The sequence below is a fragment of the Salinispora sp. H7-4 genome (assembly GCF_013416675.1).
Classification (GTDB): domain Bacteria; phylum Actinomycetota; class Actinomycetes; order Mycobacteriales; family Micromonosporaceae; genus Micromonospora; species Micromonospora vitiensis.
On sequence record NZ_JABZED010000033.1, the window covers coordinates 141,427 to 167,723 of the forward strand.

Genomic DNA, 26,297 nt, shown 5'->3' on the forward strand with positions numbered 1-26,297 from the left:
GAGGGAGGTGCGCCGATGGCGCAGAAGAGTCAGGACAAGGGGGTCGCCGGCGCGGTACCGGCGGTGACCCACCCCGGAGACATCCGCAACGTGGTGCTCGTCGGGCACTCCGGCGCCGGCAAGACGACCCTGGTCGAGGCGTTGCTCGCGGCAACCGGCACGATCGGTCGCGCCGGGAACATCACCGACGGCACCACCACCTGCGACCACGATCCGGCTGCCATCCGCCAACAACGGTCGGTGGCCCTGGCCTGCGCACCGCTCGTGCACGACGGGATCAAGGTCAACCTGCTGGACACCCCCGGCTACGCCGACTTCGTCGGCGAGCTGCGCGCCGGGCTGCGGGCCGCCGACGCCGCGCTCTTCGTCGTCTCCGCCGTGGACGGGATGGACGCCACCACCGCCGCGCTGTGGGAGGAGTGTGCGGCCGTGAACATGCCGCGGGCGGTGGCCGTCTCCCGGCTGGACCACCCGCGCGCGGACTTCGACGAGGCGGTCGCCCTCTGCCAGCGGGTGTTCGGCGACAACGTACTCCCGCTCTACCTGCCGATGCTCGGCGACGACGGCATCTCCACCGCCGGCCTGCTCGGGCTGATCACCCGCCGGGTCCTGGACTACACCGCCGGGCTGCCCGCCGAGGTGCGGGAGCCGGACCCGGAACACCTGCCGGCGATCGTCGAGTCCCGCAACGAACTGATCGAGGGAATCATCGCCGAGAGCGAGGACGAGACCCTCATGGACCGGTACCTCGAAGGTGCCGAGATCGGCACCGACATCCTCGTCGAGGATCTGGAGAAGGCGGTCGCGCGCGGTCACTTCTATCCCGTGGTGCCGGTCTGCGCGCAGACCGGGGTCGGGCTCGACGCCCTCCTGGAGGTGCTCACCGCGGGCTTCCCCGCACCACTGGAGCACGACCTCCCGGCGGTAACCGGGGTGGATGGCACGCCTCGCCCCCCGCTGACCTGCGACCCGGCCGGGCCGCTGGTCGCCGAGGTGGTCAAGACCACCATCGACCGGCATGTGGGGCGGGTCTCCCTGGTCCGGGTCTTCTCCGGCACGCTCCGCCCCGAACAGGTCGTACACGTCTCCGGGCACGGCCTGGCCGACCGCGGCCACCCCGACCACGACGCCGACGAACGGGTCGGCCACCTCTACTCACCGCTCGGCGCGGCGCTGCGCGAGGTGCGCGCCGGTGTCGCCGGTGACCTCTGTGCGCTCACCAAGTCGGGCAGCGCGGAGACCGGCGACACGATCTCGGCCAAGGACGACCCGCTGCTGGTCGCGCCCTGGGAGATGCCGGAGCCGCTGCTGCCGGTGGCGATCGTGGCGCACAGCCGGGCCGACGAGGACGCCCTCGCCCGCAACCTCGCCCGGCTGGTGGCCGGTGACCCCACCCTGCGGCTCCACCGCGACAGCGAGACCCATCAGCTGGTGCTCTGGTGCATGGGGGAGGCGCACGCCGACGTGGTGCTGGAACGGCTGCGCACCGGTGGGGTCGAGCTGGACACGGCACCGGTGCGGGTCGCCCTGCGGGAGACGTTCACCGTAGCGGCCAAGGGGCACGGCCGGCACGTCAAGCAGTCCGGCGGGCACGGCCAGTACGCGGTCTGCGACATCGAGGTGGAACCGCTACCCCGGGGCGCCGGCTTCGAGTTCGTCAGCCGGGTGGTGGGTGGAGCCGTACCGCACAACTACATCCCGTCGGTGGAGAAGGGGGTCCGGGCCCAGCTGGAGCGCGGGCTGGCGGCCGGCGCCCCCCTGGTGGACCTGCGGGTGACGCTCGTGGACGGCAAGGCGCACAGCGTCGACTCCTCCGACGCGGCGTTCCAGACCGCCGGTGCGCTGGCGCTCAGGGACGCGGCCGACAAGGGCCAGCCGACGTTGCTGGAACCAGTTGACGAGGTGGTCATCCGGGTGCCCGACGCGTCGGTCGGTGCGGTGTTGGGCGACCTCTCCGGCCGACACGGCCGGGTGCTCGGCACCGAGCCCGACACCACCGCCGAGGGGCGAACGCTGGTCCGCGCCGAGGTGGCCGCGACCGAACTCCTCCGCTACGCCGTGGAGCTGCGTTCGATGACCGCCGGTACGGGCACCTTCCGCCGCGAGTTCGCCCGCTACGAACCCATGCCCAGCCACCAGGCCGACCGGGTCCGCGCGGAACGCGGCTGACCGGGTACCGCGACGACGGTCACCGCCTTCGGTCCGCCGACGAGGGTGGCCGGCGCCGCGGGATGTTGGGCCGGTGGCCGGCGCCGCGGGATCGTGGGGGCGGTGGCCGGCGCCGCGGGATCAGTGGAGTCAGGAGGGCCAGGCGCTGGCCAGCAACGCCCGGGTGTCGCCGAGCAGCTGCGGCAGGACCTTGGTCCGGCCGATCACCGGCATGAAGTTGGCGTCACCACCCCAGCGGGGCACCACATGCTGGTGCAGGTGCGCGGCGATACCGGCACCGGCGACCCCACCCTGGTTCATCCCGAGGTTGAAGCCGTGGGCACTGCTGACCTTACGGATGACGCGCATCGCGGTCTGGGTGGTGGCGGCCAGCTCCGCCGTCTCCCGGTCGTCGAGGTCGGTGTAGTCGGCCACGTGCCGGTAGGGGCAGACCAGCAGGTGCCCCGGGTTGTACGGGTACAGGTTGAGCACCACGAACACGTGCTCGCCCCGCGCCACGACCAGGTTCTCCGGCTCCGGCCGCCGCGGGGCGAGGCAGAAGGGGCAGCCGGTGGGCCCCTCGTATCCGCCCTCGGGCCGGTCCCCGCCGGAGATGTAGGTCATCCGATGGGGCGTCCAGAGCCGGTCCAGGCCGTCGGCCATAGCATCGCTGTTGGTGTGTTCCTCCGCCCCAGTCACAGCAGCGATCCTACGGCCCGGGCGCCCGTCACTCCTCGGCAGCCGAAGGTCCCTGGTTGGCGCGGGAGTTGACCACATCGAGGACGTGGTTGACCGCCTCGGCCGCCGGCACCCCGTTGCGCTGGGAGCCGTCCCGGTAACGGAACGACACGGTGCCCGCCGCCACGTCGTCGTCGCCGGCGATCACCATGAACGGAATCTTCTGCTGCTGGGCGGTCCGGATCTTCTTCTGCATCCGGTCGTCACCGGCGTCGACCTGGGCGCGTACGCCGGCCGCCCGCAGCGCGGCGACGAAGCCGTCCAGGTACTCGGTGTGCTCGGCGCGGATCGGGATGCCGACCACCTGCACCGGCGCCAGCCAGGCGGGGAACGCTCCGGCGTAGTGCTCGGTGAGTACGCCGATGAAGCGCTCGATCGAGCCGAACTTCGCGCAGTGAATCATGATCGGCTGCTGCCGGCTGCCGTCGGCTGCCTGGTACTCCAGCCCGAAGCCGGCTGGCTGGTTGAAGTCGTACTGGATCGTCGACATCTGCCAGGTGCGGCCGATCGCGTCCTTGGCCTGGACCGAGATCTTCGGGCCGTAGAAGGCGGCACCCCCCGGGTCCGGCACCAGCTCGAGCCCGGTGTCCCGGGCGCACTGCTCCAGCACCGCCGTCGCCGTCGCCCAGTCCTCGGCGGAGCCGACGAACTTGTCCGGTTTGGTCTCGTCGCGGGTGGACAGCTCGAGGTAGTAGTCGGTGATGCCGAAGTCCTGCAGCAGGCCAAGCACGAAGGCCAGCAGGTGCTTGATCTCCGCGGGCGCCTGCTCCTTGGTGCAGTAGGAGTGCGAGTCATCCTGGGTGAAGCCGCGCACCCGGGTCAGCCCGTGGATGACGCCGGACTTCTCGTACCGGTAGACCGACCCGAACTCGAAGAGCCGCATCGGCAGTTCCCGGTAGGAGCGCCCGCGCGACCGGTAGATCAGGTTGTGCATCGGGCAGTTCATCGCCTTGAGGTAGTAGTCCGCCCCTTCGAACTGCATGGGCGGGAACATCCCGTCGGCGTAGTACGGCAGGTGGCCCGAGGTGTGGAAGAGGCCTTCCTTCGAAATGTGCGGGGTGCCGACGTAGTCGAAGCCCTCCTCGACGTGCCGGGACCGGACGTAGTCCTCCATCGTCCGCTTGAGCACGCCGCCCTTGGGGTGGAACACCGGCAGGCCGGAGCCGATCTCGTCGGGGAAGCTGAACAGGTCGAGGTCGGCGCCGAGCTTGCGGTGGTCCCGCCGGGCGGCCTCCTCCAGCAACCGCAGGTACGCCTTCAGCTCGTCCCGGGTCGGCCACGCGGTGCCGTACACCCGCTGCAGCTGTGGGTTCTTCTCCGAACCACGCCAGTACGCGGCGGCCGACCGCATCAGCTTGAACGCCCCGATCAGTCGGGTGTTCGGCAGGTGCGGGCCGCGGCAGAGGTCCGACCAGCAGACCTTGTCCGTGTCGGCGGCGAGGTTGTCGTAGCTGGTCAGTTCCCCGCCGCCAACCTCCATCACCTGGGAGGAGTCCAGCCCGTCGCCCTTGAGCTCGACCAGCTCCAGCTTGAACGGCTCGGCCGCGAGCTCGCCGCGGGCCTCGTCCCGGTCCCGGAAGCGGCGGCGGCGGAACCGCTGCCCGGACTTGATGATCTCCTGCATCCGCTTTTCCAGCTTCGTCAGGTCCGCGGGCTGGAACGGCTGGTCAACCGCGAAGTCGTAGTAGAAGCCGTTCTCGATCGGCGGGCCGATGCCCAGCTTCGCCTCGGGAAAGAGATCCTGCACGGCCTGGGCGAGCACGTGGGCCGTGGAGTGCCGCAGCACGGCCAGCCCGTCCGGGGTGTCGATGCCCACCGGCTCGACCACGATCTCCTGTTCCGGGGTCCAGTCCAGGTCGCGAAGCTGGCCCTGCGGGTCCCGCACCACCACGACCGCGCTGCGACCGGTCAGCGGCAGTCCGGCCGCCGCGACCGCGTCGGCCGCCGTCGTCCCGGCGGCCACGACGACGGGGTCGGCCACAACGGGGTTACGGGGTGCGGACACGGTGACTCCTCAGGGCAGACGGTACGACTCGCTGCCGATGCTATCGGTCCACCCACCGCGCACCCGCCACGGCCGGGCCGTCGGCGCTCAGGGCAGCCAGTCCGGCAGCGATTCGCGGGCGGCCAGCCACTCGGTCGGCACTCCGGCGGGGGTACCGACCCCGGTGTGTGCGGCGACGATCGCACCGACGATCGCCGCGGTGGTGTCCACGTCCCCGCCCGCCTCGACGCAGACCCGTACGGCCGTCGGGTAGTCGTCGAGGTGACTGGCGGCGACCCAGCAGGTGAAGGGGACGGTGTCCGGCGCGGTGACCCGCGACCCGTTGCCGAGTTCGGCGACGGCCACCTCCGGGTGCCGGCCGAGCAGCCGGGTGGCCGCCCGGACCCCACGACACACCTCGCTCGTCGGGTCCAGCGCGGCGGCCACCCCGGCGAGCAGGCGCGCTGGCTCCGGGCGGTGGCCGTCCAGCCGGCCCCGGGCGGCGAGCGAGGCCGCCACGGCCACCGCGACGGCACCGGCGACGCCCTCCGGGTGGGCGTGGGTCACCTCGGCCGAGGCGCGGGCCTGGGCCGCCGCGCGGCTGCTCGAGTCAGCGAAGTACGCACCGAGTGGTCCGACCCGCATCGCGGCGCCGCTGCCGCAGGAGCCCTGCCCCGCGAAGGCGGAGGCCGCGGCCACCGGCCACGGGGTGCCGGTGCGGACCAGCCGCAGGATGCCGACCGCCCCGGGACCGTAGCCCCGGTGCGGTTCGCACCGCTCGGCGAAGGCCAGGGCGAGGGCGTCCCGGTCGATCCGCCCGGTCTCGGCGAGCGCGGCGACGACCGAGCAGGCCATCTCGGTGTCGTCGGTCCAGGCCCACGGGGACGGCGGGAGCCGGCCGGCGGCCAGGTCGGCCGGCCGGCGACCGGGGACGAAGAACTGGGAGCCGAGCGCGTCACCGACCGACAACCCGGCCAACGCGTCCCGGGCGAGCGCCAGTCTCGTGTCGGCGAAGAGGGTGAAGGACATCGTTCTACCAGCTTGCCGGTTTCACCCCGGTGCCGCAACGCGCCCACCTTGCCGCGCCGAGTACCGTCTTGGGGTGGCCACCGTGCTCCTGGTCGAAGATGATCACGTCGTCCGCGGCGCGATGCTGCGCTCCCTGACCGGCCGGGGGCACGCCGTACACGCCGTCGGCACCGCGCTCGAAGCCCTGCGCCGGGTGGCGGCGGAGACCCCTGACCTCGTCGTACTCGACCTGGGCCTGCCGGACCTCGACGGTTCCGACGCCCTGCGGATGCTGCGGGGTATCACCGATATCCCGATCATCATCGCCACCGCCCGCGACGATGAACAGTCAGTCGTCCGGCTGCTGCGCGCCGGTGCGGACGACTACATGATCAAGCCATTCACCGGCGCACACCTGGACGCCCGGATCACGACCGTGCTGCGGCGGGCCGGTCGGGCCAGCCGGACGGTCCAGCCCGCGGTGCACGAGGTCGGCGGACTCCGCATCGACGTCGGTGAACGCAGCGCCGAGCTGGACGGGGAGCCGTTGGCGCTGACCCGCAAGGAGTTCGACCTGCTGGCGTACCTGGCGGCACGACCGGGCCGGGTAGTGTCGCGCCGGGAACTCTTGGAGGAGGTATGGCGACAACCGTCGGTCGGCGAGGACCAGACCATCGACGTTCACCTCTACTGGCTACGCCGCAAGATGGGCGAGACCGCGGCGAAGCCGCGCTACCTGCGCACCGTGCGGGGGGTGGGCCTCCGGCTGGTAGCACCCGGCTGAGGTGGTCCCTGGCCCTGACCGTGGCGGGCGTGTGCACGCTCACGGCCCTCGGGTTCCTGGTGCTGTCGGCCACCGGTCTCGGCGACGGGAGTCCGTGGTGGCTTCCGGTCGGCGTGGGGGTGACGCTGGTCGCTACCGCGGTGTTGGTGGTTGATCGGGTGGCGGCCCGCACCGTGCACGCGGCCCGGGGCCTGACGCAGGGAGCGCTGGCCCTCGGCGCGGGCGACCTCAACGTCCGGGTGGAGCCGAGCGGTCCAGGGGAGTTGGTTGCGGCCGGGTACGCATTCAACCGGATGGCCGAGCACCTGGTCGCCACTCGCGCGGACGAGCGGGAACTGGTGGCCGACCTGTCCCACCGGCTACGCACACCGCTGACCGCGCTGCGGCTGGACGCCGAGGCGCTGGACCCGGACGACACCAGCATCGGAATCTTCAGCGAGGCGGAGCTGGATCGTCGGCGTGGAATCCGGCGGATCCGGCAGGCGATCGCCACCCTGGAGGACGAGGTCGACCAGTTGATCAAGACGACCCGTAAGGCGGCCACGCAGGAGACCGCGCCGGGCAACTGCGACGTCAGTGAGGTGGTCCGGGAACGGATGCGGTTCTGGTCCGCGCTGGCCGGCGACCAGAACCGGCCGTTCCGGGTCACCGGGGCGCAGCTACGCATTCCGGCGCCGGTGCCGCGGGCGGAGCTGGCCGCCGCGCTGGACGCGGTGATCGGCAACGTTTTCCGGTACACGCCCCAGGGAACGGCGTTCGAGATAGCGGTCTCCCGGCGGGACGGATACGTCGCCATCCGGATCGACGATGCCGGGCTGGGCGTCGCAGACCCGGACCGGGCGCTGCGCCGGGGTACCAGCGACCGTGGCTCGACCGGGCTCGGCCTGGACATCGCGAAGCGGGTCGCGGTGCAGGCCAACGGCTCGGTCAGCATCGACCGCGCCCAACTGGGCGGGGCGAGCGTGGTGATGCTGCTGGCCGACCCGGAGGCGACACCGCGGCAGGTCAGCCGGTTCGGCCTGGTGGGCCGGCGGGCCCGGGAGGCCCGCGACCACGCCGACGGCGGCCGACGCTGGAACCGGCGCCGCCCGGCTGATCGCTGAGCTACCCAACCGGCTGGTCGCTGAGCTACCCAAGCTGTGCCCGCGCCTAAGTTCTCCTTAGATCCCGCTTAACACCGACGCTGCGCCGACCCCGGCCTGTCATGATCAGGAGGCGAACCCACCACTTCGCCGGCCCGCCACCCAGGCAGCCTCGGCCGGTGAAGCCGTGCGCGCGGCGGGAACCCGTTCCCCCTCCTCCCCGCCGCGCGCACCCCGCTCAGGACGCCTTCGCCAGGTAGGCGTCGATCTCCCCGGCGATCCGCTGCTTGCTCGCGGGGTCGAGGAAGGACGCCGTCACCGCGTTGCCAGCCAGCGCGGCGACACCCGGCGGACCGAGGTCGAGCAGCCGGGCGGCCACCGCGTACTCGTCGTTGAGGGTGGTGCCGAACATCGGCGGATCATCAGAGTTGATCGTGACCAACAGCCCGGCCTCGACCAGCCGGGGCAACGGGTGCTCCTCAATCCGGGCCACCGCGCGGGTGCGGACGTTGGAGGTCGGACACACCTCCAGGGCAAGCTGCCGCTCGGCCAGGAACGCCAACAGTTCCGGGTCCTCGACCGCCGAGATGCCGTGCCCGAGCCGTTCGGCACCCAGGTCGCGCAGCGCGTCCCAGATGGTCCGCGCCCCGGTGGTCTCCCCCGCGTGCGGCACCGACCGAAGGCCGGCCGCGCGGGCCTGATCGAAGTACGGCTTGAACTGGGGTCGGGGCACACCGACCTCCGGGCCACCCAACCCGAAACTGATCAGACCATCGGGGCGCTCGTCCAGGCTGATCCGCAGGGTCTCCTCGGCCGCCGGCAGGCCGGCTTCACCCGGGATGTCGAAGCACCAGCGCAGCTCGATGCCGAAGTCGGCCGCCGCCCGGCTACGGGCGTCCTCGATCGCCTCGCAGAACGCCGGCGCGGGAATCCCCCGGCGCACGTGCGAGTACGGGGTGACGGTCAGCTCCGCGTAGCGGACCTGCTGACGGGCCAACTCCCGGGCCACCTCGTGGGTGAGCAGCCAGACATCCTCCTGATCCCGGATCAGGTCCACCACGCTCAGGTAGATCTCGACGAAGTGCGCGAAGTCGCGGAAGGCGAAGTAGTCGGCGAGCGCCTCCGGGTCGGCCGGGACCGGGCTGCGCCCCTCGTGCCGGGCGGCCAACTCGGCGACGATCCGGGGCGAGGCGGAGCCAACGTGGTGCACATGTAACTCAACCTTGGGCAGGCCAGCAATAAAGGTGGACAGGTCGGTCACAGGTTCTCCTCTACGCGGGCGGCGGTACGGGCAACGAAAAAGACGCGGCGGAACGGAAAGCACACCTGGCCCTGCTCCACCGGGTACGCCTCGGCGAGCCGTTCGCTCAGTTCCCTGCGGAAGTCGGCCCAGCCGGTGGGGTCGAGCGCGGCGCGCACCGGACGCAGCGCGGTCCCCTCCATCCAGCTCAGCACCGGATGGTCGGCGTCAGCCGGAGCCGGAAGCAGGTGCACGTAGCTAGTCTCCCAAGCGTCCACCGCGCACCCCTCGGCGGCCAGCAGCCGGGCGTAGCCGACCGCGTCGTCCACGGGCGCGGCGCGCAGCAGCGGGCCGAGCACCGTACGCCAGGCCGGGCGGTTGGCCACCGTCCGCAGTGCCCGGTGCGACGGCGCGTCGAAGTTGCCCGGCACCTGCACGGCGAGGACGGCGCCGGCCGGCAGTTCCCGGGTCCAGCGGGTGAGCAGGTCCCGGTGCTCGGGTACCCACTGGAGCAGTGAGTTGCTGATGACCACGTCCTGGTCCCGGCTGGGACGCCAGTGTCGGACGTCGGCGACGGCGAACTCCACCGGACTGTCCAACGAGGCGGCCCGGTCGATCATCTCCGGTGCGGCGTCGATGCCGGTGACCCGGCTGCCGGGCCAGCGCTCGGCGAGGATCGTGGTCTGTGTGCCGGGCCCGCAGCCGAGGTCGACCACCGCCCGGGGCCGGGTGGTCGGCACCCGGGCGAGCAGGTCGTGAAATGGCCGGGCCCGTTCGTCGCCGTAGCGCAGGTATGTTGTCGGATCCCACATCACCCCTCCAAACCGTACGTACGTCTTTTTGAATTGTGGCCCACCGTGGTCCGGACCAGCCCGAATCACTAGGCTCTCCTCATGGAGCAGCGCACCCTTCCCCGGCTGAACCGCGCCGTCGGCGTGGTCGGCCCCGGCACCTGGCAGCTCGGCGCCGACCGGGGCACCGTCTACGACGACCCGGCCCGGCCGCAGGTGCACGACCGGTGGTGAACGGGACGGGCGCCCCCGGCGGGCGAGAACGCGAATTCGTGCTGCGCGGCTGGCTGGCGCTGGCACTCGGGCTGCTGGCCGTGGTGCTCGGCGCCCTCTGGACCGTGCAGGGGCTGGGATTCATCGAGGGCAGCGTGCTGACCGACGTGCGGCTCTGGGCCGTCGCCGGTCCGGCGCTCGCGCTCGCCGGGTTGGTCTCGCTCTGGCTCGGCCTCCGCACCCGCCGCCGCTGAACTCCACCGAACCGAACCGGAAACGACGATGCCCCGCATCCCGGAAAGGATGCGGGGCTCGTGTCGATCCGGGCGAGCCGGATCAGCCACTGACCGGCGGTCCGCCGGTCAACGTAGCTCAGAGGGGGCGGACCTGCTCGGCCTGCGGACCCTTCTGACCCTGGGCGATCTCGAACTCCACCCGCTGGTTCTCCTCCAGCGTGCGGTAGCCGCTGGACTGGATGGCCGAGAAGTGGACGAACACGTCAGCACCCCCGCCGTCGACGGTGATGAAGCCGAAGCCCTTGTCAGCGTTGAACCACTTCACGGTTCCCTGCGCCATGTGTATCTCCTTCTAAAACTGGCGGCCGTGCACGCCGTGCGGCCGGTTGGCCGTTTTCGAGCAGCGGCGCCTGAGGCGGCCCCCCGGAAGGAGACTTCTCTCAACCCACGCCATCTCGTCAACAGCGTGGAACAGCAAACCACGTACGCAAAAACTCTGCACAGCCTACCGGACGAAATTCTCTGACATGTGACCTGTCGGCTGCCTAAGATCGGCCCGGCCGACCCCCGCAAACCAACGAAAAGGCCCCACGTCACCCGAATTCGGCGAGGGATCCAGCTCACCGAGCCGAGGTCACTTCGGCCAGTTGCCGGTCACCCGGCGCATCCCCACCGCTCCGCCCCGGTCCACCGCCGCCCGGACCACCGCGAAAATCGCCCCCTGCAACGCCGCCGCCGCCAGGATCTCGCCCCAACCGCGGTCCTCGTCGGTGGCGCTCGGCGCCGCGCCGGCACCTGCCACCTTCCACACCTGCTCGAAGATGGCACCCGCCGCGGCACCGGCGGCGAAACCCAACAGAATGCCGACCGGCTTGTATGCGGCCTTCCCCAACCCTCTACTCACCGACGCCTCCCCCAGACGATCATCAGTACGGCGACGGCGGCCACCGCGCCCGCGGCCAACACGGTGAACGGCACCGGGCTGCCGTGGGCCCGTTCACCGCTCGGCCGGGCCCGCCCGCGCACTCGCGCCGCCGCCGCTGTTGCCTGCTCCCGCACCCGCCCCTTCGCCTGCTCGGTCGAGGAACGCAGCCGCTTCTTCACATCAGCCTTGGCGGCCAGCGCCTCCATCGTCTCGCTGAGCTCGACCCTGGTCCGCCGGATCTCCTCGCGGAGCGCCTCAGTGTCCCCGCGGGCCCGCCCATTACCCGTCATGCCGATCTCCCGTCCTGCGCTGCGGCCTTCCCATCCTTCATCGCTGCGGTGACGGTATCGACATCCGCCCGGACGCTGCGCACCGTGCCCGCCGGTACCGGCGGGACCGCCTGACCGACCTGTTTCTTACCAACCAGGGCGAGGGCCCCGGCGGCGACGAAGAGCACCACCGCGACGATCAGGGCGGCCACCCAGGCGGGCAGGACCAGGGCGAGCAGCAGAATCACGGTCGCCACGAGCGCACCGAGCCCGTACAGCGCCAGCATCCCGGCGCCGCCGAAGAGGCCGATGCCGATCCCGGCGTGCTTCCCCTTCTGGGCCAGCTCCGCGCGGGCCAACGCCAACTCGTCGCGGACCAGCCGGGAGACCTGCTCGGTGGCCCGCTGCACCAGTTCGGCGGTGGACGGCTCGCTCCCAGCCTGGGTTGGACGGGCATTCGCCAGGTCAGCCATGCTGTCCTCCTCTCCTCGTCACCGCGCTTCATACCCACCGGGAGCCGTCCGTCGATCCATCGCCCGACCCACGCCGCCCGGCGCAGGTCAGGGGTCGCGCAGCAGGTCCCCCCAAAACGCCGTTCCAAACGTTTCGCACTCGGCCCAACGTCTCCCGCCCGACCACGTCACGCTAACCCCTCCGGCCAAGCCGGCGCAGCCGACGATCGTGGCGGAGGCCCGCCGCGGGTCCGCCGTCCGGCACGACCAGCCGGCAGCACGAAGGCGGCGAGCAACGGGGCGGAGGCGACCAGCGGCGGGGCGAAGGCGACCAGGGACGGGGCGAAGGCGACCAAGGACGGGGCGGAGGGATCAGGGGCGGGAGTCGGCCGGCTCGTCCGGGCCGACGAAGGCCTCGCTGCGGGCGGCACCGTCCTCGCTGCCGCCGAAGATCCGGGCATCGTCGGACCCCGCACCGTCGGCGAGCCGGCCGGCCGGCGACGGGCGACGGGGCGCATCCCACTGCCACGGCTGGCCACCCCCGGTGTCACCGACCTCGGCCCGCATTCGGGGCATCGCGGTCGGCCGCTGCTTCCACACCCAGGCAACGAGGTGCTCGCGGACCAGACAGCGCAGGTCCCAGAGGTTGCCGGCGTTCGCCGCGCTGACCAACGCGCGCACTTTGATCATGCCGCCGGTCGCGTCGGTCACCTGCAACGCGCAGACCCGGCCATCCCACAGTTCGTTGCTCTCCGCCAGCCGACGCAGTTCCTCCCGCATCGCCTGCACCGAGATCGACCAATCGACATCGAACTCGGCGGTGCCGAGCACCGCGGCCTCGCTCCGGGTCCAGTTCTGGAACGGCTTGCTGGTGAAGTACGACGTGGGCAGGATCAACCGCCGGTCGTCCCAGATCCGCAACACCACGTAGCTGAGGGTCAGCTCCTCGATCCGACCCCACTCCCCGTCCACGACCACCACGTCGCCGAGGCGTACGGCGTCACTGAAGGCGAGCTGGAAACCGGCGAAGACGTTGCCCAGCAGACTCTGCGCGGCCAACGCCGCCACCACACCGAGAAGACCAGCGCTGGTCAGCACGCCGGCACCGACCCCACGGACGGCGGGGAAGGTCATCAGCATCACGCCGAGCGCCAGGAAGACCACCACCGCGGTGGTCAACCGGCGCAGGAGCACCACCTGGGTACGGATCCGACGGTGCCGGTTGTCCGCCACCTCGGCCTGGAACCGGGCGAGTGCGGTGTTCTCGAGCACCACCAGCAACGCGGCGACCAGCCAGGCGGTGGCGGCGATCACCCCGAGCACCAGGATGTGCAGGAGGGCCTCGAGCCAGCCGGTTTCCTCCGCGTTGCGGGTGGTGAACCGCACGGCGAACTGCACGGCGAGGATGGTCGCCGCCAACTGGAACGCGCGGTGCGCGTGCTGGGCCAGCCCGGTCAACAGCAGCGAACGCTGGCCGAGCCGCCGGATTATCCGGTGCGTGACGCCGACCACTAACAGGGCGCCCGCCGCGGCGGCAACCGCGGCGATGATCGTCCCGAGGTAGCTCTGCACGGTCTCTCCTCCTCACCAACCGGGCGTCAGGACGCCGGCGAAGGCCCAATGGTGCCGGCCATCGGCCAGGCCGACCAGTTCCGACCTTCTGGTCACGGCAGCGGAGGAGACAGCAGGCACCGAAGAGGATGCCGGAGTGACGACGCTGACAGCACCTGCCCGGGAGCTACCGTACGCCACGCCGGCGGCAGTAGCCCCGGAGACGCCGTCCCGGAGCGGGTGGAAAGTCCGCCCCGGGACGAGGGGGGCTCCGGAAACTCAGCCCTGCGCCACCTGGATAGCGACCTGGTCGGCGGTGACATTCTCCAGCGTGACCGAGAGCCCACCGACCTCGGCGGCCGGCTGCCCGGTGGTGAGGGTGAGCTGCTCGCCGGCGACCTCGACCGTCACCTCGTCGTCCTGGGCGCCGATCAACCTGGCCTCGACACCGAGGATGCTGGCCTCGGCGTTGGTCTCGCGGTCGAAGGTGACTGTGCAGCCGTCCAGCCCACAGTCGGTGGAGACCCCCTCGGCGGAGCTGCAGCCGGCCAGCACGGCGGCACCGAGGGCCAGGCCGACGAGGAGACCGGCGGTGCGACGGGGGGTTTTCGGGGGGAGGGGAACGCATCGGTTCGTCACGGCCCAAGGGTACGAGACGGTCGCCGTACCGACTCTCCGCCGACTTCCACGGCGCGGGTTAGGGTCCGCTCATGCCGTTCGACATCGCCCGCATTCGGGCCGCATATCCCGCCCTGGCACAGGGGCACGTCCACTTCGACGGTGCCGGCGGCACCCAGACCGCCGCGCCGGTGATCGCCGCGGTGACCGAGACGATGGGTACGGCGCTGGGCAACCGCAGCGAAGGCAACGGTCCCGGCCGACGCTCGCTGGAACTGGTGGCCGCCGCCCGTACGGCCCTGGCCGACCTGCTCGGCGCGGACCCGGAGGGGGTGGTGCTGGGCCCGAGCGCGACCGCGCTCACCTACACCCTGGCCCGCACCCTCGCCTCAACCTGGCGGCCGGCCGACGAGGTGGTGGTGTCCCGACTCGACCACGACGCCAACGTCCGGCCGTGGATCCAGGCAGCCGAGGCGGCGGGCGCAACCGTACGGTGGGCGGAGTTCGATCCGCACAGCGGCGAGCTGCCGGCCGGCCAGTACCCCGATCTGGTCAACGAGCGGACCCGGTTGGTGGCGGTCACCGCCGCCAGCAACGCGATCGGCACGATGCCCGACGTGGTGGCGATCGCCAAGGCAGCGCACGCCGTCGGAGCGCTGGTCTGCGTGGACGGTGTGCACTCGGTGCCGCACGGTCCGACCGACCGCACCGCGTTGGGCGCTGACTTCCTGGTCACCAGCGCCTACAAGTGGTCCGGCCCGCACGTGGCCGCGGTGGCGGCGGATCCGGCGTGCTGGGAGCGCCTGCACCCGGCGAAGCTGCGCCCCTCCGCCGACTCCGTACCCGATCGATTCGAGTACGGCACGCCCAGTTTTCCGCTGCTGGCCGGCGCTGCCGTCGCCGTGGACCACCTCGCCGGGTTGGACCCGACGGCCACCGGGAGCCGACGGGAACGGCTGCGGAGCAGCCTGAGCGCGGCCCGCGCGTACGAGGAGGGGCTGTTGGACCGACTCCTCGACGGTCTCGCCAACCTGCCCGCGGTCACCGTGCTCGGCTCGCCGGCCCGGCGCTGCCCCACGGTCTCGTTCCGGCTGGCCGGCCGGTCTCCGGCCGAGACCCAGGCGGCGCTCGGCGCAGCGGGGTTCTGCCTCTCCGCCGGTGACTACTACGCCTACGAGTACTTCCAGACGTTGGGGCTGCGGGACAGCGGCGGGGCGGTACGCGTCAGCCTGTACCACTACAACACCGCTACCGAGGTGGATCGGCTACTCGACGAGGTGGCGAGGCTCTCCCCCCGCCGCTGACGCGCCTCGGTCCGCGATCAGCCGATCCCGTGCCGAACGGCCCATCCCGGCCCGCGATCAGCTGATCCCGGTCAGGAGCTCCGCCGCGGCCCGACTGCCGGCGCGGGTCGCGCCGTGGGTGGCCACATGCACCGCCCCGGTGACCAGTTCGGGTAGGCCCAGCTCGACGACGACGGCATCCGGTCGGTCAGCCAGGGCATGCGTCACTGCCGTCCGCATCCACGGGTGCCGGTGCAGGTCACGGACGACGAGGACAAGGTGCCGGCCACCGGCTTCGGCGGTGAGGTCCGGGGGCACCTCGGCCTCGGCGTACCGGACAGCGGTGGTGCCCGGCAGCAACGCTGCCAGGGGCGCGGCGACGCCCCACGGTGTCTCGGTGCCGATCGCGAGGTTGCGGGGCGGCGCGAACTCGACCACGTGGGCCGGGCCGGCCAGCGGCAGCGCGCCCAGCCCGGCACGTCCCGTGGTGACCCGGACGGCCCGGCGGGCGGCGGCGAACCCCACCGCCGAACCGCTACCGGCCGCCGGGCGGGCGGTCCGGCCGGCCTGGCGAGCGGCGGTGGTGGCGGCGAGTTGGTCGACCCGCTTGGCCGCCTCGACGAGGCGCTCCTCGGGCAGTTCGCCCGCCGCTACGGCGGCCACGATCGCGTCCCGCAGCCGCCGAGCCGCATCCTCGTCAGCATGCTCGCCACCAACGCAGATGGCGTCGGCCCCGGCGGCCAGGGCTCGCACCGCGGCGCCGGTGAAGCCGTACCGGTCGGCGACCGCGCGCATCTCCACCGCGTCGGTCACCACGACTCCGGCGAAGCCCAACTCGTCGCGGAGCAGGTCGGTGAGGATCCGGCGGCTCAGGGTGGCCGGTAGGTCCGGGTCCAGCGCGGGCATGAGCAGGTGACCGGCCATGACCGCCTGCACGCCAGCGGAGAGCGCGGCCCGAAACGGGGTCAGCTCCACCGCGTCCAACCGGCGTCGATCACCGGCGATCCGGGGCAGGCCGTGATGGGAGTCGACCTGGGTGTCACCGTGTCCGGGGAAGTGTTTGGCGCAGGCCGCAACGCCGCCGGCCTGTAGGCCCCGCACCCAGGCGGCGGTGTGTCGGGCCGTCAGGTCCGGATCCGCACCGAAGGACCGGACTCCGATCACCGGGTTGTCCGGATTGGAGTTGACATCGGCGTCCGGCGCGTAGTTCAGCGTGATCCCCAGCGCCGCCAGCTCCGCGCCGAGGTCGTATGCCACCTCCTCGGTCAGCAGCGGATCGTCAATCACGCCGAGGGCCAGATTGCCCGGGCGGGAGCTGCCGAGACCCGACTCGATCCGGGTCACGTCACCGGCCTCCTCGTCGATGGCGACGATGACGTCCGGCCGCTCCGCGCGCAGCGTCGCGGTGAGCGCGGCGACCTGCTCCGGGTCGGCCACGTTGCGGGCGAAGAGCACCACCGCGCCGAGCCCCTCCCCCAGCCAACGACGCACCCAGGACGGGGCGGTGGTACCGACGAAGCCCGGCTGAAGGACGGTGGCGGCCAGGGATGCGAGGTGGGTCTCACGGGCGCTCACACCGCCACCTCGGGCCGCTCGGCGAACCAGTCGGTCATGTCCCTCCCCTGTCTCTGCGCCCGGCGGTGACGCTTTGCCATGGTCACATCACCCAAATAAATAGTCAATAAACCTAACAGTTGCTGGGTGGCAACCGGCCCGGGAGAGTTCAGGAATGGACTCCGCACTTCTGGCCGAGGCGACAAGCCCGGCCGACGTCCCCGGTGTACGCCTCCTCGGCGTGGTGGTGGGCGGCCTGCTGCTGGTCGCCGCGATCCGAGCGATGTTCCGCCGCTGAGCCCGACCCGCTTCACCACCGGCCGTCCCAGACCGCCGACGCGGCCCGGGTTGGCTGCCCCGACTCGGGGGCGCCCGCCATCGATCAGGTCTCGGCCAGCAGTTCGAGGACCCCCCGCTCGGCATCCTCGCGGGGCATCCACCGACCGACCGGCGCCAGCACCCCGTCGTGGTAGAGGTCCACGACCCGGGGGTCGACGTAGGACGTACGGGCCACCGTCGGCGTGTTCCCGAGCAGCACCGCCACCTCACGCATGACCGCGGCCACCGCGCGGCGGCGAGCGGTGGTCGACCGCTCTCCGCCAGCAGCGGCCAGCCCGGTGGCCGCCAGGACGGTGGCGTGCCAGGTCCGGAAATCCTTCGCGGTCATCTCACCACCGCTGGCCACCCGCAGATACCCGTTGACATCGTCTCGGCGCACGTCCCGCCAGTGCCGGCCGTCCCAGTAGCCGAAGAGCCGAGCCGCGGCGCGGCGTCGACGCCGCAGGTTGGCCAACACCTGGCACAGCACCGGGTCCTCAATCCACCGAACCTGCTCGACTCCGCCCTTCGCCGGAAACTCGAGGACCATGCAGCCACGGCGGGCGTGGGCGTGCTCCGGACGCAGGGTGGACACCCCGAACGTCGGATCGTCGCCGGCCGCATACCGCTCGCTGCCCACCCGGAAGGCACCCAGATCCAACAGCCGAGCGACCGTGGCCAGCACCCGATCTCGGTTCAGTCCCCGACCGTCGAGGTCCGCCGCGATGCGCTCGCGCAACCGGGGCAACCGCCGGGCCACCTCGAGCACGTGGTCAAATTTCGCCTCATCCCGCTTGCGCCGCCACTCCGGGTGGTACAGATACTGTCGGCGACCAGCCGCGTCAACTCCGATGGCCTGGATGTGCCCGTTCGGATGCGGCGAGATCCACACGTCCTGCCAGGCCGGCGGGATGACAAGGTCACGCAGGCGGGCCAGCCGATCCGGATCACGGACCGGCTCGCCGGCCGGATCGCAGAACCCCCAGCCCCGGCCCCGCCGGTGGCGCCGGTAGCCGGGCCGGCCCGGGTCACTACGCCGCAGTCGCACCGGTCGTCCGTACCGTCCGCTCCACCTCGGCCACGGCGACCAGCACCTGGTCAACGTTGATCGCCGCCAACGTCGGATGGGGCTCCGCACCGTCCCGCTCCGCACCGTCCCGCTCCGCACCGTCCCGCTCCGCACCGTCCCCGCCGCCGTCCGCCCCGAGGCTCCGATGCCACGTCCGTTCGGGTGGTGGCCCCCAGTGGGCCGGCGAGTGGGGACCGAAGAGGACCACCGAGGGAGTGCCGTAGGCGGTGGCGAGGTGGGCGATGCCGGTGTCGCCGCTGACCAGCAGGCGGGCGTGGGCGACCAGGCCGGCGAGGTGGCGCAGGTCGGTACGGCCGGCTCGTACGGTGTGCCCGGGCAGCCCGGCGAGCTGCGCGACCCGGCGGGCGAGGGGGCGCTCGGCGGCGTCGCCGGTGATGACGATCTCATGGCCGGCGCCGGCGAGCTGGCGGCCGAGGGCCGCGAACCGCTCCACCGGCCAGCGTTTGCCCGGGATCTTCGAGCCCGGATGCAGCACGGTAACCCCGGTCGGGGTCCGGCCCGGCGCTGGCCGGCGCAGACCCAGGTCCGTCGGGTCGGTCGGAACACCATGCCAGGCCAGGAGGCGGCACCACCGGCGGACCTCGTGCTCGTCGGCCCGCCAGGAGGGGCCGTCGTGGTGCCCGGCGGCCCGGTTGGCGAAGGCGAACAGCCGGCGGGGGCGGGTACCGACCAGCAGGCGGTGTGACTCGGGCCCGCGGCCGTGCAGATTGACCGCCAGGTCGGGGGCGGGGCCACACCAGCGCAGGTGAGCCAGATCGGCGGTGTCGACCAGCTCGTCAATACCGCCGATCAGCTCGACCAGTGGGGCCAACCAGCTCGGGGCGAGCAGGACCAGTCTTTCGTCGGGGTAGCGGACCCGCAGGGCACGCAGGGCCGGCACGGCGGTGGCGAGGTCGCCGAGGCCCAGCGCACGAAGGATCAGGATCACGGGTAGGAGGACTCCTGTTCGGCACAGACCACCAACTCCCGGACGGCGCAGCCGGCGGGTTGGGTCAGGGCGAACATGACGGCGGCGGCGGTGTCGGCGGGATCGTTGAGGATCGCGTCCGGCCCGGGTCGGTACTGCGGGTCGCGGTCGTCGAAGAAGGCGGTGCGCATACCGCCGGGGATGAGCAGGGTCACGCCGACCCGGCCGGCGAGCTCGGCGGCGAGGGAGCGGGTGAACCCGACCACCCCGAACTTCGCCGCGCAGTACGCCGTCGCGTCACTGACCGCCTTGACCCCCAGCGTCGAGGCGACGGTGACGATCCGGCCCCGGGACGTCTCGAGGAACGGCAGTGCCGCCCGGACGACGGCGGCGGTGGCGAGCAGGTCCACCGTGACGATCCGGTCCCAGACCTCCCCCGGCAGGTCGGCCAGCCGACCCGGTACATCCATTCCGGCCGCCGTCACCACGGCGTCCAGGCCGCCATGATCCGCGGCGAGTTCTCGGGTGGCGGCCTCGGCCGCCCGGGTGTCGGCCAGATCGCAGGCCGCCCACGGCACCCCCTCCGCCGGGGGCAGCCGGTCCAGCACCAGCGGTCGCCCACCCGCCTCGGCCACCGCCGAGACCACCGTTGCGCCCAGCCCGCTCGACCCGCCGGTCACCAGGACCGTGTACCCGGCGTTCATCGGATCCCCGCCGACCGGTGCGACCGGGCCGCCGCCGCGGGTGGCGGGTCTCCCCGTAGCACCGTGGTTGCCGCCGAGGTGGTGGCGCTGGCGCCACCCCGCCGGCACGCAGCGGCGATCATGTCGGTGGTCGACCGCCCATCCAGGTACGGCACCACCACGGTGTGCCCACCCCACCGCCGCACCAGCTCCGCCTCCGGCAGCACTGGTTCGCCACCACCGGTGGCATAGTCGCCCCCCTTGACCCAGATATCCGGCCGGAGCCAGGTCAGGGCCGCCTGCGGAGTCGGATCGCCAAAGACCACGACCGCATCGACACAGCTCAAGGCGGCGAGGAGGCGGCTCCGGTCCCCCTGCGGCATCACCGGCCGGTCCGGACCCTTCAACGCCGCGACGCTGGCATCGGAGTTGAGGCAGACCACCAGGCAGTCGCCGAGTTGACGGGCGGCCTGCAAGGTCGCCACGTGCCCCGCGTGCAGCAGGTCGAAGCAGCCGCCGGTCGCGACGACGGTGCCGCCGGCGGCGCGGACCTCGGCGACGACGGTGGCGGCAGCCGCCACGCCGACCCGCTCGGCCGGGACCCCCGGCACCACTGATGGCAACGGCCCCACCGGTGACGGCAGCATGCTCGCCACTCCCCCACCCGCCACGTACGCACAGGCCTCGGCGACCGCCTCCTGCACCGCCTCGGAGACCAACGCACCCCGGGCCAGGGCGAGGGCGGCGGTGGCCGCGAACCGATCCCCCGCACCGCAGGTGTCACCGTCCGCTGTGGATACCGCGGGTACGATCAGCGGCGTCGGCCCGGCGTGGCAGAGCAGCGCTCCCTCGCCGCCCATCGTCACCGCGACGGCCCGCGCCCGCCACCGCCGACGCAACTCCAGTGCGCCCCGCGAGGCGGTCACCAGCCGAGTCTCGCCCGGCGGCACCTTCGCCAGATCGCGCGCCTCGGACTCGTTGGGCGTTGCCAGGTGCACCCCGGGCACCGCGGCCGGCCCCCGGGGATGCGGATCCCAGACCACCGGTGCCCGGGTGCCGGCCAACGCCGCCCGCAGTGCCGGCTGCCCGGCCACTCCACGGCCGTAGTCACTGACCAGCACGGTGGCGGCCCCGGCGATGGCCCGCAGCACCGCCTCCGCCGGCGGGCCGGGCGCACCGACGGCACCGCCGCGGTCATGGCGCAGCAGGACCCGGCCCTGCGACCGCAACCGGACCTTCTCCGGAGTCCCGCCGGCCAACCCGAGGGCATACACCCCGACGCCGGCTGCGGCGAGGAGCGAGCTGAGCCGGGCGGCACCGGCATCGTCGGCCAGGGCGGTCACCAGGACGACCTCGGTGTCCGGCGCCGCCGCCGCGAACATCGCGGCCAGACCGGCACCACCCGGCCGGTCCGTGGACGCGGTCTCGTCGAGCACCGGCACCGGCGAGTCCGGACAGAGCCGGTTCACCGCCCCCTCCACGTCCCGGTCGAGCAGGGTGTCGCCGACCACCACCAGGGGTCCCCTCACACCTACCTCCTCATCCCCTCGACCTGCTGCCCGTCCTCCGGGACCACCTCAACCCCGGTCCGTACCGGCCCGGCGGCCGGTAGGTTGGCCGGCACCTCGGCCTCCAGGCCGGTCAACGGCACCCCTGCCACCGGCTCCCCCGGCACCCCCGCCACCGGCGGCCCCTCCGGCGTACCCGCGGTGGCGGCCAGGACCACCGGCAGCGCCTGCTCGGTGTACTCACAGAGCAGGTGACTGGTGACCAGGTGCAGTTCCTGGACGATCTGCCCGTCCGGCGCGGGAACGGCGAGGGTCTCGTGGCAGAGACCGGCCAGCGGGTTGGGAGCGGGGCCGGTCAGCGCCCAGCAGCGCAGGCCGACCTGGTGACCGGCCTGCGCGGCCTGAAGGAGGTTCTGACTCCGGCCGCTGGTGGACAACAGCAGGAGAATGTCACCGGGGCGACCGTGGGCGTGCACCTGACGGGCGAAGACCTGGTCGTAGCCGTAGTCGTTGCCGATGGCGGTAAGGGCGCTGGTCTCGCCGTGCAGGGCGATGGCGGAGAAGGGCTGGCGGTCGGCGCGGAGCTTGCCGACGAGTTCGGCGGTGAGGTGTTGCGCCTCGGCGGCGCTACCGCCATTCCCGGCCACCAGCAGCCGACCACCGCCAGCGAGGGTACGGGCGAGCTCGGCTCCCCAGGCGGGGAGTAGCTGGGCAGCCCGCCGATACGAGGGCAGCGCGGCGGCGAGGCCCGCCAGGTGCTCCTCCAGCAGCGACCGGGGCGGAGTCATCCGGCCACCACCCGGGTCGCCCGGCCGAGGGCCGTCACGTCGCCGTAGACGTCCACCAGCCGCTCCGCCGTGGCCGCCCACGCGTAGCGCTCCCGAGCCCGATCCAACGCCGCCGCCGCGTACCCGAACCGACGGATCCGGTCGTCGAGCAGTCGCTGGATCGCGGTACCGAGCGCCCGGGGGTCCCGGGCGGGTACGAGGTCACCGGTCACCCCATCCACCACGGTGTCCCGGATTCCCCCGACCACGGTTCCCACCACCGGCACGCCGCACGCCATCGCCTCGAGCGGGGTCAGCCCGAACGGCTCGTACCACGGCGCGGCCACCAGTAGGTCCGCGGACCGGTACCAGTGGCCCATCTCCTCCCGGGGCACCGCGCCAGCCAGCTTGACCCGGTCGGCCACCCCGCAGCTGTGGGCCAGGGCGCGGAGCCGGCCTGCGTACGGGTCGGCTTCGAGGAGCCCAGCCGGCGGGCCGCCGACCACCACGCACTCCGCCTCCGGCACGTGGGCCATCGCCCGGACCACGGTCTGGAAGCCCTTCCGCTCGACCAGCCGCCCCACGGTGAGAATGCGGGGGCGGCCGTCGTCGCGTGCGGCGGCCGGCCCCAGCGGGGCGAAGGTACGGAGGTTGACTCCGGAGGGGACGACCGTCATCCGCGACCGGGGCACCCCCATCCGCACCAACTCGCCGACCTCGTCCTGGCACTGGGCGATCACCCGGTCCACCGCGCGACCGAGTTGCCGCTCGTACCCGATGCGGCGGGCCGGGCTGGTGTCCTGCACGCCCTGGTACCGCCGCTTCACCACGCCGAGCGCGTGGTACGTCTGCACCACCGGCACCCCGGTCCTACGGCCGGCGGCGAGCGCGGCGAGGCCGCTCATCCAGAAGTGCGCGTGGACCACCTCCGGGGTCCACTGATCGCCACGCCACCGTTCGGTCAGCCAGTGGCTGAACTCCGGCATGTGTGGCAGCAGGGCGTCCTTGGCGAGCGGCTCGGCCGGGCCGGCCGGGACGTGGACCACCTCGTACCCGTCCGGGCAGCGAACCGTTCCCGGCAGGTCAACGGCGTCCCAGCGGGTGTAGACCCGGACCTCGTGGCCGGCTGCGGCGAGCGCCGCGGAGAGCTCGGCGACGTGCGTGTTCTGGCCGCCGGCGTCCTCCCCGCCGAGGACCGCGAGCGGGCTGGCGTGTTCCGAGATCATCGCGATCCGCATACTTCCTCCTCCAGCAGCCGGTCCCAGTCGGTGAGGAAACGGTCCAGGCCGTACCGGTCCCGGGCGGCCCGCCGGGCGACAGCCCCCGCCCGGCGGGCGCTCACCGGGTCCGCCAGCAACTGACCGGTGGCGGTGAGCAGGTCGTCGACCCGGGTGGCGAGGGCGCCGGCCCCGGGCGGCACCGCCATCACGGCCTCGGTGGTGGCGAGCGCGACGACCGGCATTCCGATCGTCATCGCCTCGATCAGACTCAGCCCGAGCGAGGTCCAGCGGCACAGGTGCAGGTATGCCCGCCGCCGCGACAACTCGGCGTGCATCCGCGCCTGGGGCAGGTCGTCGTGACTGGTCACGCGGTCGGGGGGCAGTCCCAGCCGGTCGGCGAGCCCGGTCACCTTCAGGCCGAACACGTCCAGCGGGGCGAGCTCGGCGAACCGGGGCAGCAGGTCGGTACCGGTGACCCGCCACCGGCGAACCGGTTCGTTGATCACCACTGCGAGCCGCTCCAGCTCGCCGCTGTAGCCGACCCTCGGTGGTACGACCCCGTGGTCCACCACGGTCGTTCGGGTGCCACCGGTGTCCCAGTAGAGCTGGTTGAAGGCGGTCACATGGGCGATCAGCAGGTCGGCACGGTCCGCCATCGGGTGTCGGCTGTTCGGCACCGCACCGTCCTTCGGGGTGTTGTGCTCGACGTAGATCGCCGGGATGTCGCGGCCCGGCCGACGGCCCAGCCACCCGGTGGCCAGGGCCTCCTCCTCGGGGCGTTGCAGGAGGATCAGGTCCACCTCGGCGGTGGCCAACTCCGCCGGGGTGATCTCGACCGCGTTCTCCGGCCAGGGGTAGGTACGGGCCCGACCGCGACCGTCCGGACCGCGGTCGGGGGTGACCGGCACCAGGTAGCGATGCTTGCCGTGGACGAACGACGTCGTCCAGGAGCCGTGCACATGCCAGAGCAGGATGTTCATCGGCCGCTCCGGGCCAGGGCGGTGGCCCCAGCCGACCTCGGCGGCCGGGACGGCGCCACGCCGAGCAGGGTCAGTGCGGTCAGCACCTCCTCGGGCCGAATTCGGCTCAGGCACGGGTGGCCGGGCACCGGGCAGGTGGCGGCGCGGGTGCCACGGCAGGCGGCGTCCGGATCCCCGAGCCGAACGGTCGGCACCCGCCACGGTCCCCACTGACCGAACGGGACGGTCGGGGCGAAGAGGCTGACCACCGGGATGCCGTACGCGGCGGCGAGGTGGGCCGCACCGGTGTTGCCGACGATCACCGCGGCGGCGCCGGCGACGGTCGCGGCCAGCTCGGCCAGCTCGGTCCCGCCGCCGAGGTCAACGGCGAGTCCGCCGGCCACCTGGGCGGTCAGCGCCACCTCGTCCGGACCGCCGGTGACCACGACCCGGTGGCCCGCATTGACCAGCGTCCGGACCAGCTCCACCGCCAGGTCCGGCGGCAGCCCCCGGGACTGTGCCGCCGAGCCGGGGTGTAACACCAGGTAGCCCGGTGCGCCCGCCGGCGCGGGCGGCGGCGGCACGGGCCGCAGCCGCAGGGCCGGTTCGTCGTCGGGCGGTAGGGGGTATCCGGCGGCGGCGGCGAGCGAGAGCGCGCGTTCGGGCTCGGGGACGCCGACCGGGACGCGGTGGCGAATGTCGAGCAGGCTCCCGGGGTAGTCGTCGCTGATCGCGCTGATGCGCTCCACGCCGACGGTACGCAGCAGCAGCGCCAGCGGGAGGGGAGACTGGTGGTAGCTGGTGAAGATGATCGCCTCGTCGGCGTTGACGGCGGCGAGGGTGGCGGTGAGCGCGGCAATGTCCGGCCCGGTGACCGGTGCGGGCACCGGATCGATCCAGGGCAGTTGGTGCACCACGACGGTGTCCACGCCGGGTAGGAGGTCGGCGGCGGCGCGACCCCGCGGTCCGCACAGCAGGACGACTCGGCGCGCGTGGGCGGCGACAGCCCGAATACCCGGGCCGGTTACGACGACGTCACCAGCCGAGTCGGAGCGAACGACAAGAACGGTTCCGGTGCCTCCGCTGGCGCGTGTCGGCCGGCCCGGCCCTGCCGGGACCAGGGGCGACGTGGACCCCATTGGTAGCGGGGGCGACGCGGAGCCAACAGCGGCCAGGGGCGGCGGGGCCGCCGACGCAGCGGTGGACTGGTGGGAGGCCGGGGCAACCGCGGTCTGCCGACGAAGAATCTCGGCTACCGCGGTCGGCAGATCCACGGCGACCCACGGGGCGGCGCTGGTCTCGGCGGGTCGGGTCAGCGGCGTGGGCACCAACACCGCCTGGGCGCCGGCCGCCAGGGCAGCGGTGACATCGCGGCCGATGTCACCGATCAGAACGCACCGTTGCGGTGTGGTGCCGAGCCGGCGGGCGGCGGAGTGGACCAGTCTGGGCGCGGGTTTGCGGCAGTCGCACCGGTCCGCATCGTCGTGCGGGCAGACCAGCCAGGCGTCGAACGGGCCGAGCAGCTGCTCGACCCGGGCATGCACGGCCCGCAGTTGCGCCCTGGTGAACAGCTTCTTGGCCAGCCCGGACTGGTTCGTCACCACCGCGAGCCGCAAGCCCGCCGCGCGGAGCGCATCCAGCGCCGCCCGCGCCCCTGGCATCGGCCGTACCCGATCCGGGTCCCCGTTGTACGGCACGTCCTCGATGAGGGTGCCATCCCGGTCCAGCAGCACCGCGTCAAAGAGGCGGGGAACCCCACCAAGCCGGCCGGGGCGGGATGCTACCCGGGCCGACCTACGCTGATCCGGCTCCACCTGTGGCACGGCCGGCGGGTTCCCGGGGCCCCGGGGAGTAAACCTCGGTGCCGACGCCACCGCCCCGGGGAGGCGATGACCGAGGGCGGACTCGACCCCGAACGCGGTCTCGGCCCCGTGGTGGACTTACCCGCCGCCCGCGAGAAGCTAACCCG

General features: G+C 72.8%; 27 protein-coding genes. 7 read left to right on the plus strand and 20 right to left on the minus strand.

The genetic code is table 11. The annotated features are described in order from the left end of the window. Positions 1-15 precede the first annotated feature (15 nt). The gene (locus H0524_RS15135; protein ID WP_180199205.1) at positions 16-2,169 is read left to right on the plus strand and encodes an elongation factor G-like protein EF-G2; all 2,154 of its coding nucleotides are present in this window, start codon (positions 16-18) and stop codon (positions 2,167-2,169) included. 129 nt (positions 2,170-2,298) lie between these two features. On the opposite strand, the gene H0524_RS15140 is transcribed toward H0524_RS15135, so the two are convergent. From H0524_RS15140 to H0524_RS15150, 3 genes are all read right to left on the minus strand, one after another. Next, the gene (locus tag H0524_RS15140; protein ID WP_018725605.1) at positions 2,299-2,811 is read right to left on the minus strand and encodes an HIT domain-containing protein; all 513 of its coding nucleotides are present in this window, start codon (positions 2,809-2,811) and stop codon (positions 2,299-2,301) included. A 64-nt stretch (positions 2,812-2,875) separates the two neighbouring features. After that, positions 2,876-4,891 carry a threonine--tRNA ligase gene (gene thrS / locus H0524_RS15145; RefSeq protein ID WP_180199206.1) on the minus strand — a complete coding sequence of 672 codons (2,016 nt, stop codon included), beginning with the start codon at positions 4,889-4,891 and terminating at the stop codon, positions 2,876-2,878. Positions 4,892-4,978: 87 nt separating this feature from the next. Continuing rightward, positions 4,979-5,899, minus strand: a complete 921-nt coding sequence (locus H0524_RS15150; RefSeq protein ID WP_180199207.1) for an ADP-ribosylglycohydrolase family protein — start codon at positions 5,897-5,899, stop codon at positions 4,979-4,981. Positions 5,900-5,972: 73 nt separating this feature from the next. Here H0524_RS15150 and H0524_RS15155 point away from each other — a divergent pair, with 73 nt between their 5' ends. Together H0524_RS15155 and H0524_RS15160 are read left to right on the plus strand one after the other, a co-directional pair. Further along, the gene (locus H0524_RS15155; protein ID WP_018725602.1) at positions 5,973-6,662 is read left to right on the plus strand and encodes a response regulator transcription factor; all 690 of its coding nucleotides are present in this window, start codon (positions 5,973-5,975) and stop codon (positions 6,660-6,662) included. A 20-nt stretch (positions 6,663-6,682) separates the two neighbouring features. After that, positions 6,683-7,765, plus strand: coding sequence for a HAMP domain-containing sensor histidine kinase (locus H0524_RS15160; RefSeq protein ID WP_180199208.1), 1,083 nt, complete (start codon positions 6,683-6,685; stop codon positions 7,763-7,765). Between the two features lie 217 nt (positions 7,766-7,982). On the opposite strand, the gene H0524_RS15165 is transcribed toward H0524_RS15160, so the two are convergent. Together H0524_RS15165 and H0524_RS15170 are read right to left on the minus strand one after the other, a co-directional pair. Beyond that, positions 7,983-9,005: an adenosine deaminase gene (locus H0524_RS15165; RefSeq protein ID WP_180199209.1), complete on the minus strand. Its 1,023-nt coding sequence runs from the start codon at positions 9,003-9,005 to the stop codon at positions 7,983-7,985. Beyond that, entirely contained in the window at positions 9,002-9,796 is a 795-nt protein-coding gene (locus H0524_RS15170; RefSeq protein ID WP_180199210.1) for a trans-aconitate 2-methyltransferase, read from the minus strand. Before H0524_RS15170 ends, H0524_RS15165 begins: the two co-directional genes overlap by 4 nt. A gap of 81 nt (positions 9,797-9,877) precedes the next feature. Between H0524_RS15170 and H0524_RS24900 the strand changes: the two genes are divergently transcribed. Both H0524_RS24900 and H0524_RS15175 read left to right on the plus strand, forming a co-directional pair. Beyond that, positions 9,878-10,009, plus strand: coding sequence for a hypothetical protein (locus H0524_RS24900; RefSeq protein WP_018725598.1), 132 nt, complete (start codon positions 9,878-9,880; stop codon positions 10,007-10,009). Continuing rightward, positions 10,003-10,242: a hypothetical protein gene (locus tag H0524_RS15175; RefSeq protein WP_180199211.1), complete on the plus strand. Its 240-nt coding sequence runs from the start codon at positions 10,003-10,005 to the stop codon at positions 10,240-10,242. Before H0524_RS24900 ends, H0524_RS15175 begins: the two co-directional genes overlap by 7 nt. 118 nt (positions 10,243-10,360) lie before the next feature. Here the strand turns inward: H0524_RS15175 and H0524_RS15180 are convergent, their stop codons facing one another. From H0524_RS15180 to H0524_RS15205, 6 genes are all read right to left on the minus strand, one after another. After that, positions 10,361-10,564, minus strand: coding sequence for a cold-shock protein (locus H0524_RS15180; RefSeq protein ID WP_013732668.1), 204 nt, complete (start codon positions 10,562-10,564; stop codon positions 10,361-10,363). Positions 10,565-10,858: 294 nt separating this feature from the next. Then, positions 10,859-11,128: a DUF4235 domain-containing protein gene (locus H0524_RS15185; RefSeq protein ID WP_026184307.1), complete on the minus strand. Its 270-nt coding sequence runs from the start codon at positions 11,126-11,128 to the stop codon at positions 10,859-10,861. Beyond that, positions 11,125-11,439 carry a DUF3618 domain-containing protein gene (locus H0524_RS15190; protein WP_180199212.1) on the minus strand — a complete coding sequence of 105 codons (315 nt, stop codon included), beginning with the start codon at positions 11,437-11,439 and terminating at the stop codon, positions 11,125-11,127. The genes H0524_RS15185 and H0524_RS15190 overlap by 4 nt, the downstream gene beginning before the upstream one ends. Further along, the gene (locus H0524_RS15195; protein ID WP_018725594.1) at positions 11,436-11,891 is read right to left on the minus strand and encodes a phage holin family protein; all 456 of its coding nucleotides are present in this window, start codon (positions 11,889-11,891) and stop codon (positions 11,436-11,438) included. Before H0524_RS15195 ends, H0524_RS15190 begins: the two co-directional genes overlap by 4 nt. Positions 11,892-12,242: 351 nt before the next feature. Then, positions 12,243-13,442 carry a mechanosensitive ion channel family protein gene (locus H0524_RS15200; RefSeq protein ID WP_180199213.1) on the minus strand — a complete coding sequence of 400 codons (1,200 nt, stop codon included), beginning with the start codon at positions 13,440-13,442 and terminating at the stop codon, positions 12,243-12,245. 258 nt (positions 13,443-13,700) lie between these two features. After that, positions 13,701-14,060 carry a hypothetical protein gene (locus H0524_RS15205; protein WP_018725592.1) on the minus strand — a complete coding sequence of 120 codons (360 nt, stop codon included), beginning with the start codon at positions 14,058-14,060 and terminating at the stop codon, positions 13,701-13,703. Positions 14,061-14,131: 71 nt separating this feature from the next. Here H0524_RS15205 and H0524_RS15210 point away from each other — a divergent pair, with 71 nt between their 5' ends. Further along, the gene (locus tag H0524_RS15210) at positions 14,132-15,343 is read left to right on the plus strand and encodes a cysteine desulfurase-like protein (protein WP_180199214.1); all 1,212 of its coding nucleotides are present in this window, start codon (positions 14,132-14,134) and stop codon (positions 15,341-15,343) included. 57 nt (positions 15,344-15,400) lie between these two features. On the opposite strand, the gene H0524_RS15215 is transcribed toward H0524_RS15210, so the two are convergent. After that, entirely contained in the window at positions 15,401-16,897 is a 1,497-nt protein-coding gene (locus H0524_RS15215) for a glycoside hydrolase family 3 protein (protein ID WP_180199215.1), read from the minus strand. Between the two features lie 154 nt (positions 16,898-17,051). Between H0524_RS15215 and H0524_RS24905 the strand changes: the two genes are divergently transcribed. Then, entirely contained in the window at positions 17,052-17,174 is a 123-nt protein-coding gene (locus H0524_RS24905) for a hypothetical protein (RefSeq protein WP_255435967.1), read from the plus strand. Between the two features lie 84 nt (positions 17,175-17,258). On the opposite strand, the gene H0524_RS15220 is transcribed toward H0524_RS24905, so the two are convergent. Genes H0524_RS15220 through H0524_RS15255 form a run of 8 tightly spaced genes read right to left on the minus strand, consistent with a single transcriptional unit; the run spans position 17,259 to position 26,151 of the window. Further along, on the minus strand, positions 17,259-18,242 hold the full coding sequence (locus H0524_RS15220; RefSeq protein WP_180199216.1) for a DNA topoisomerase IB: 984 nt from the start codon (positions 18,240-18,242) through the stop codon (positions 17,259-17,261). Further along, complete coding sequence (locus H0524_RS15225; RefSeq protein WP_180199217.1) at positions 18,226-19,212, minus strand: glycosyltransferase family 9 protein; 987 nt, start codon at positions 19,210-19,212, stop codon at positions 18,226-18,228. The genes H0524_RS15220 and H0524_RS15225 overlap by 17 nt, the downstream gene beginning before the upstream one ends. Then, a complete protein-coding gene (locus tag H0524_RS15230) occupies positions 19,209-19,895 on the minus strand; it encodes an SDR family oxidoreductase (RefSeq protein WP_180199218.1) in 687 nt (228 codons plus the stop codon). Before H0524_RS15230 ends, H0524_RS15225 begins: the two co-directional genes overlap by 4 nt. Beyond that, positions 19,892-21,403, minus strand: coding sequence for a PfkB family carbohydrate kinase (locus H0524_RS15235; RefSeq protein WP_180199219.1), 1,512 nt, complete (start codon positions 21,401-21,403; stop codon positions 19,892-19,894). Before H0524_RS15235 ends, H0524_RS15230 begins: the two co-directional genes overlap by 4 nt. Before the next feature lie 2 nt (positions 21,404-21,405). Then, the gene (locus H0524_RS15240; protein ID WP_180199220.1) at positions 21,406-22,170 is read right to left on the minus strand and encodes an SIS domain-containing protein; all 765 of its coding nucleotides are present in this window, start codon (positions 22,168-22,170) and stop codon (positions 21,406-21,408) included. Continuing rightward, positions 22,167-23,387: a glycosyltransferase gene (locus H0524_RS15245; protein ID WP_180199221.1), complete on the minus strand. Its 1,221-nt coding sequence runs from the start codon at positions 23,385-23,387 to the stop codon at positions 22,167-22,169. Before H0524_RS15245 ends, H0524_RS15240 begins: the two co-directional genes overlap by 4 nt. Then, positions 23,372-24,349 carry a glycosyltransferase gene (locus H0524_RS15250; protein WP_180199222.1) on the minus strand — a complete coding sequence of 326 codons (978 nt, stop codon included), beginning with the start codon at positions 24,347-24,349 and terminating at the stop codon, positions 23,372-23,374. The genes H0524_RS15245 and H0524_RS15250 overlap by 16 nt, the downstream gene beginning before the upstream one ends. Next, positions 24,346-26,151, minus strand: coding sequence for an HAD-IIIA family hydrolase (locus H0524_RS15255; protein WP_180199223.1), 1,806 nt, complete (start codon positions 26,149-26,151; stop codon positions 24,346-24,348). Before H0524_RS15255 ends, H0524_RS15250 begins: the two co-directional genes overlap by 4 nt. Positions 26,152-26,297: the final 146 nt, after the last annotated feature.

Excerpts from the sequence above, each read along its gene's own strand:
- H0524_RS15135 (WP_180199205.1), top strand. The coding sequence starts at position 16 with ATGGCGCAGAAGAGTCAGGACAAGGGGGTCGCCGGCGCGGTACCGGCG.
- H0524_RS15140 (WP_018725605.1), bottom strand. The coding sequence starts at position 2,811 with ATGGCCGACGGCCTGGACCGGCTCTGGACGCCCCATCGGATGACCTAC.
- H0524_RS15150 (WP_180199207.1), bottom strand. The coding sequence starts at position 5,899 with ATGTCCTTCACCCTCTTCGCCGACACGAGACTGGCGCTCGCCCGGGAC.
- H0524_RS15170 (WP_180199210.1), bottom strand. The coding sequence starts at position 9,796 with ATGTGGGATCCGACAACATACCTGCGCTACGGCGACGAACGGGCCCGG.
- H0524_RS24900 (WP_018725598.1), top strand. The coding sequence starts at position 9,878 with ATGGAGCAGCGCACCCTTCCCCGGCTGAACCGCGCCGTCGGCGTGGTC.
- H0524_RS15180 (WP_013732668.1), bottom strand. The coding sequence starts at position 10,564 with ATGGCGCAGGGAACCGTGAAGTGGTTCAACGCTGACAAGGGCTTCGGC.
- H0524_RS15190 (WP_180199212.1), bottom strand. The coding sequence starts at position 11,439 with ATGACGGGTAATGGGCGGGCCCGCGGGGACACTGAGGCGCTCCGCGAG.
- H0524_RS15195 (WP_018725594.1), bottom strand. The coding sequence starts at position 11,891 with ATGGCTGACCTGGCGAATGCCCGTCCAACCCAGGCTGGGAGCGAGCCG.
- H0524_RS15210 (WP_180199214.1), top strand. The coding sequence starts at position 14,132 with ATGCCGTTCGACATCGCCCGCATTCGGGCCGCATATCCCGCCCTGGCA.
- H0524_RS24905 (WP_255435967.1), top strand. The coding sequence starts at position 17,052 with ATGGACTCCGCACTTCTGGCCGAGGCGACAAGCCCGGCCGACGTCCCC.
- H0524_RS15230 (WP_180199218.1), bottom strand. The coding sequence starts at position 19,895 with ATGAACGCCGGGTACACGGTCCTGGTGACCGGCGGGTCGAGCGGGCTG.
- H0524_RS15240 (WP_180199220.1), bottom strand. The coding sequence starts at position 22,170 with ATGACTCCGCCCCGGTCGCTGCTGGAGGAGCACCTGGCGGGCCTCGCC.
- H0524_RS15245 (WP_180199221.1), bottom strand. The coding sequence starts at position 23,387 with ATGCGGATCGCGATGATCTCGGAACACGCCAGCCCGCTCGCGGTCCTC.
- H0524_RS15250 (WP_180199222.1), bottom strand. The coding sequence starts at position 24,349 with ATGAACATCCTGCTCTGGCATGTGCACGGCTCCTGGACGACGTCGTTC.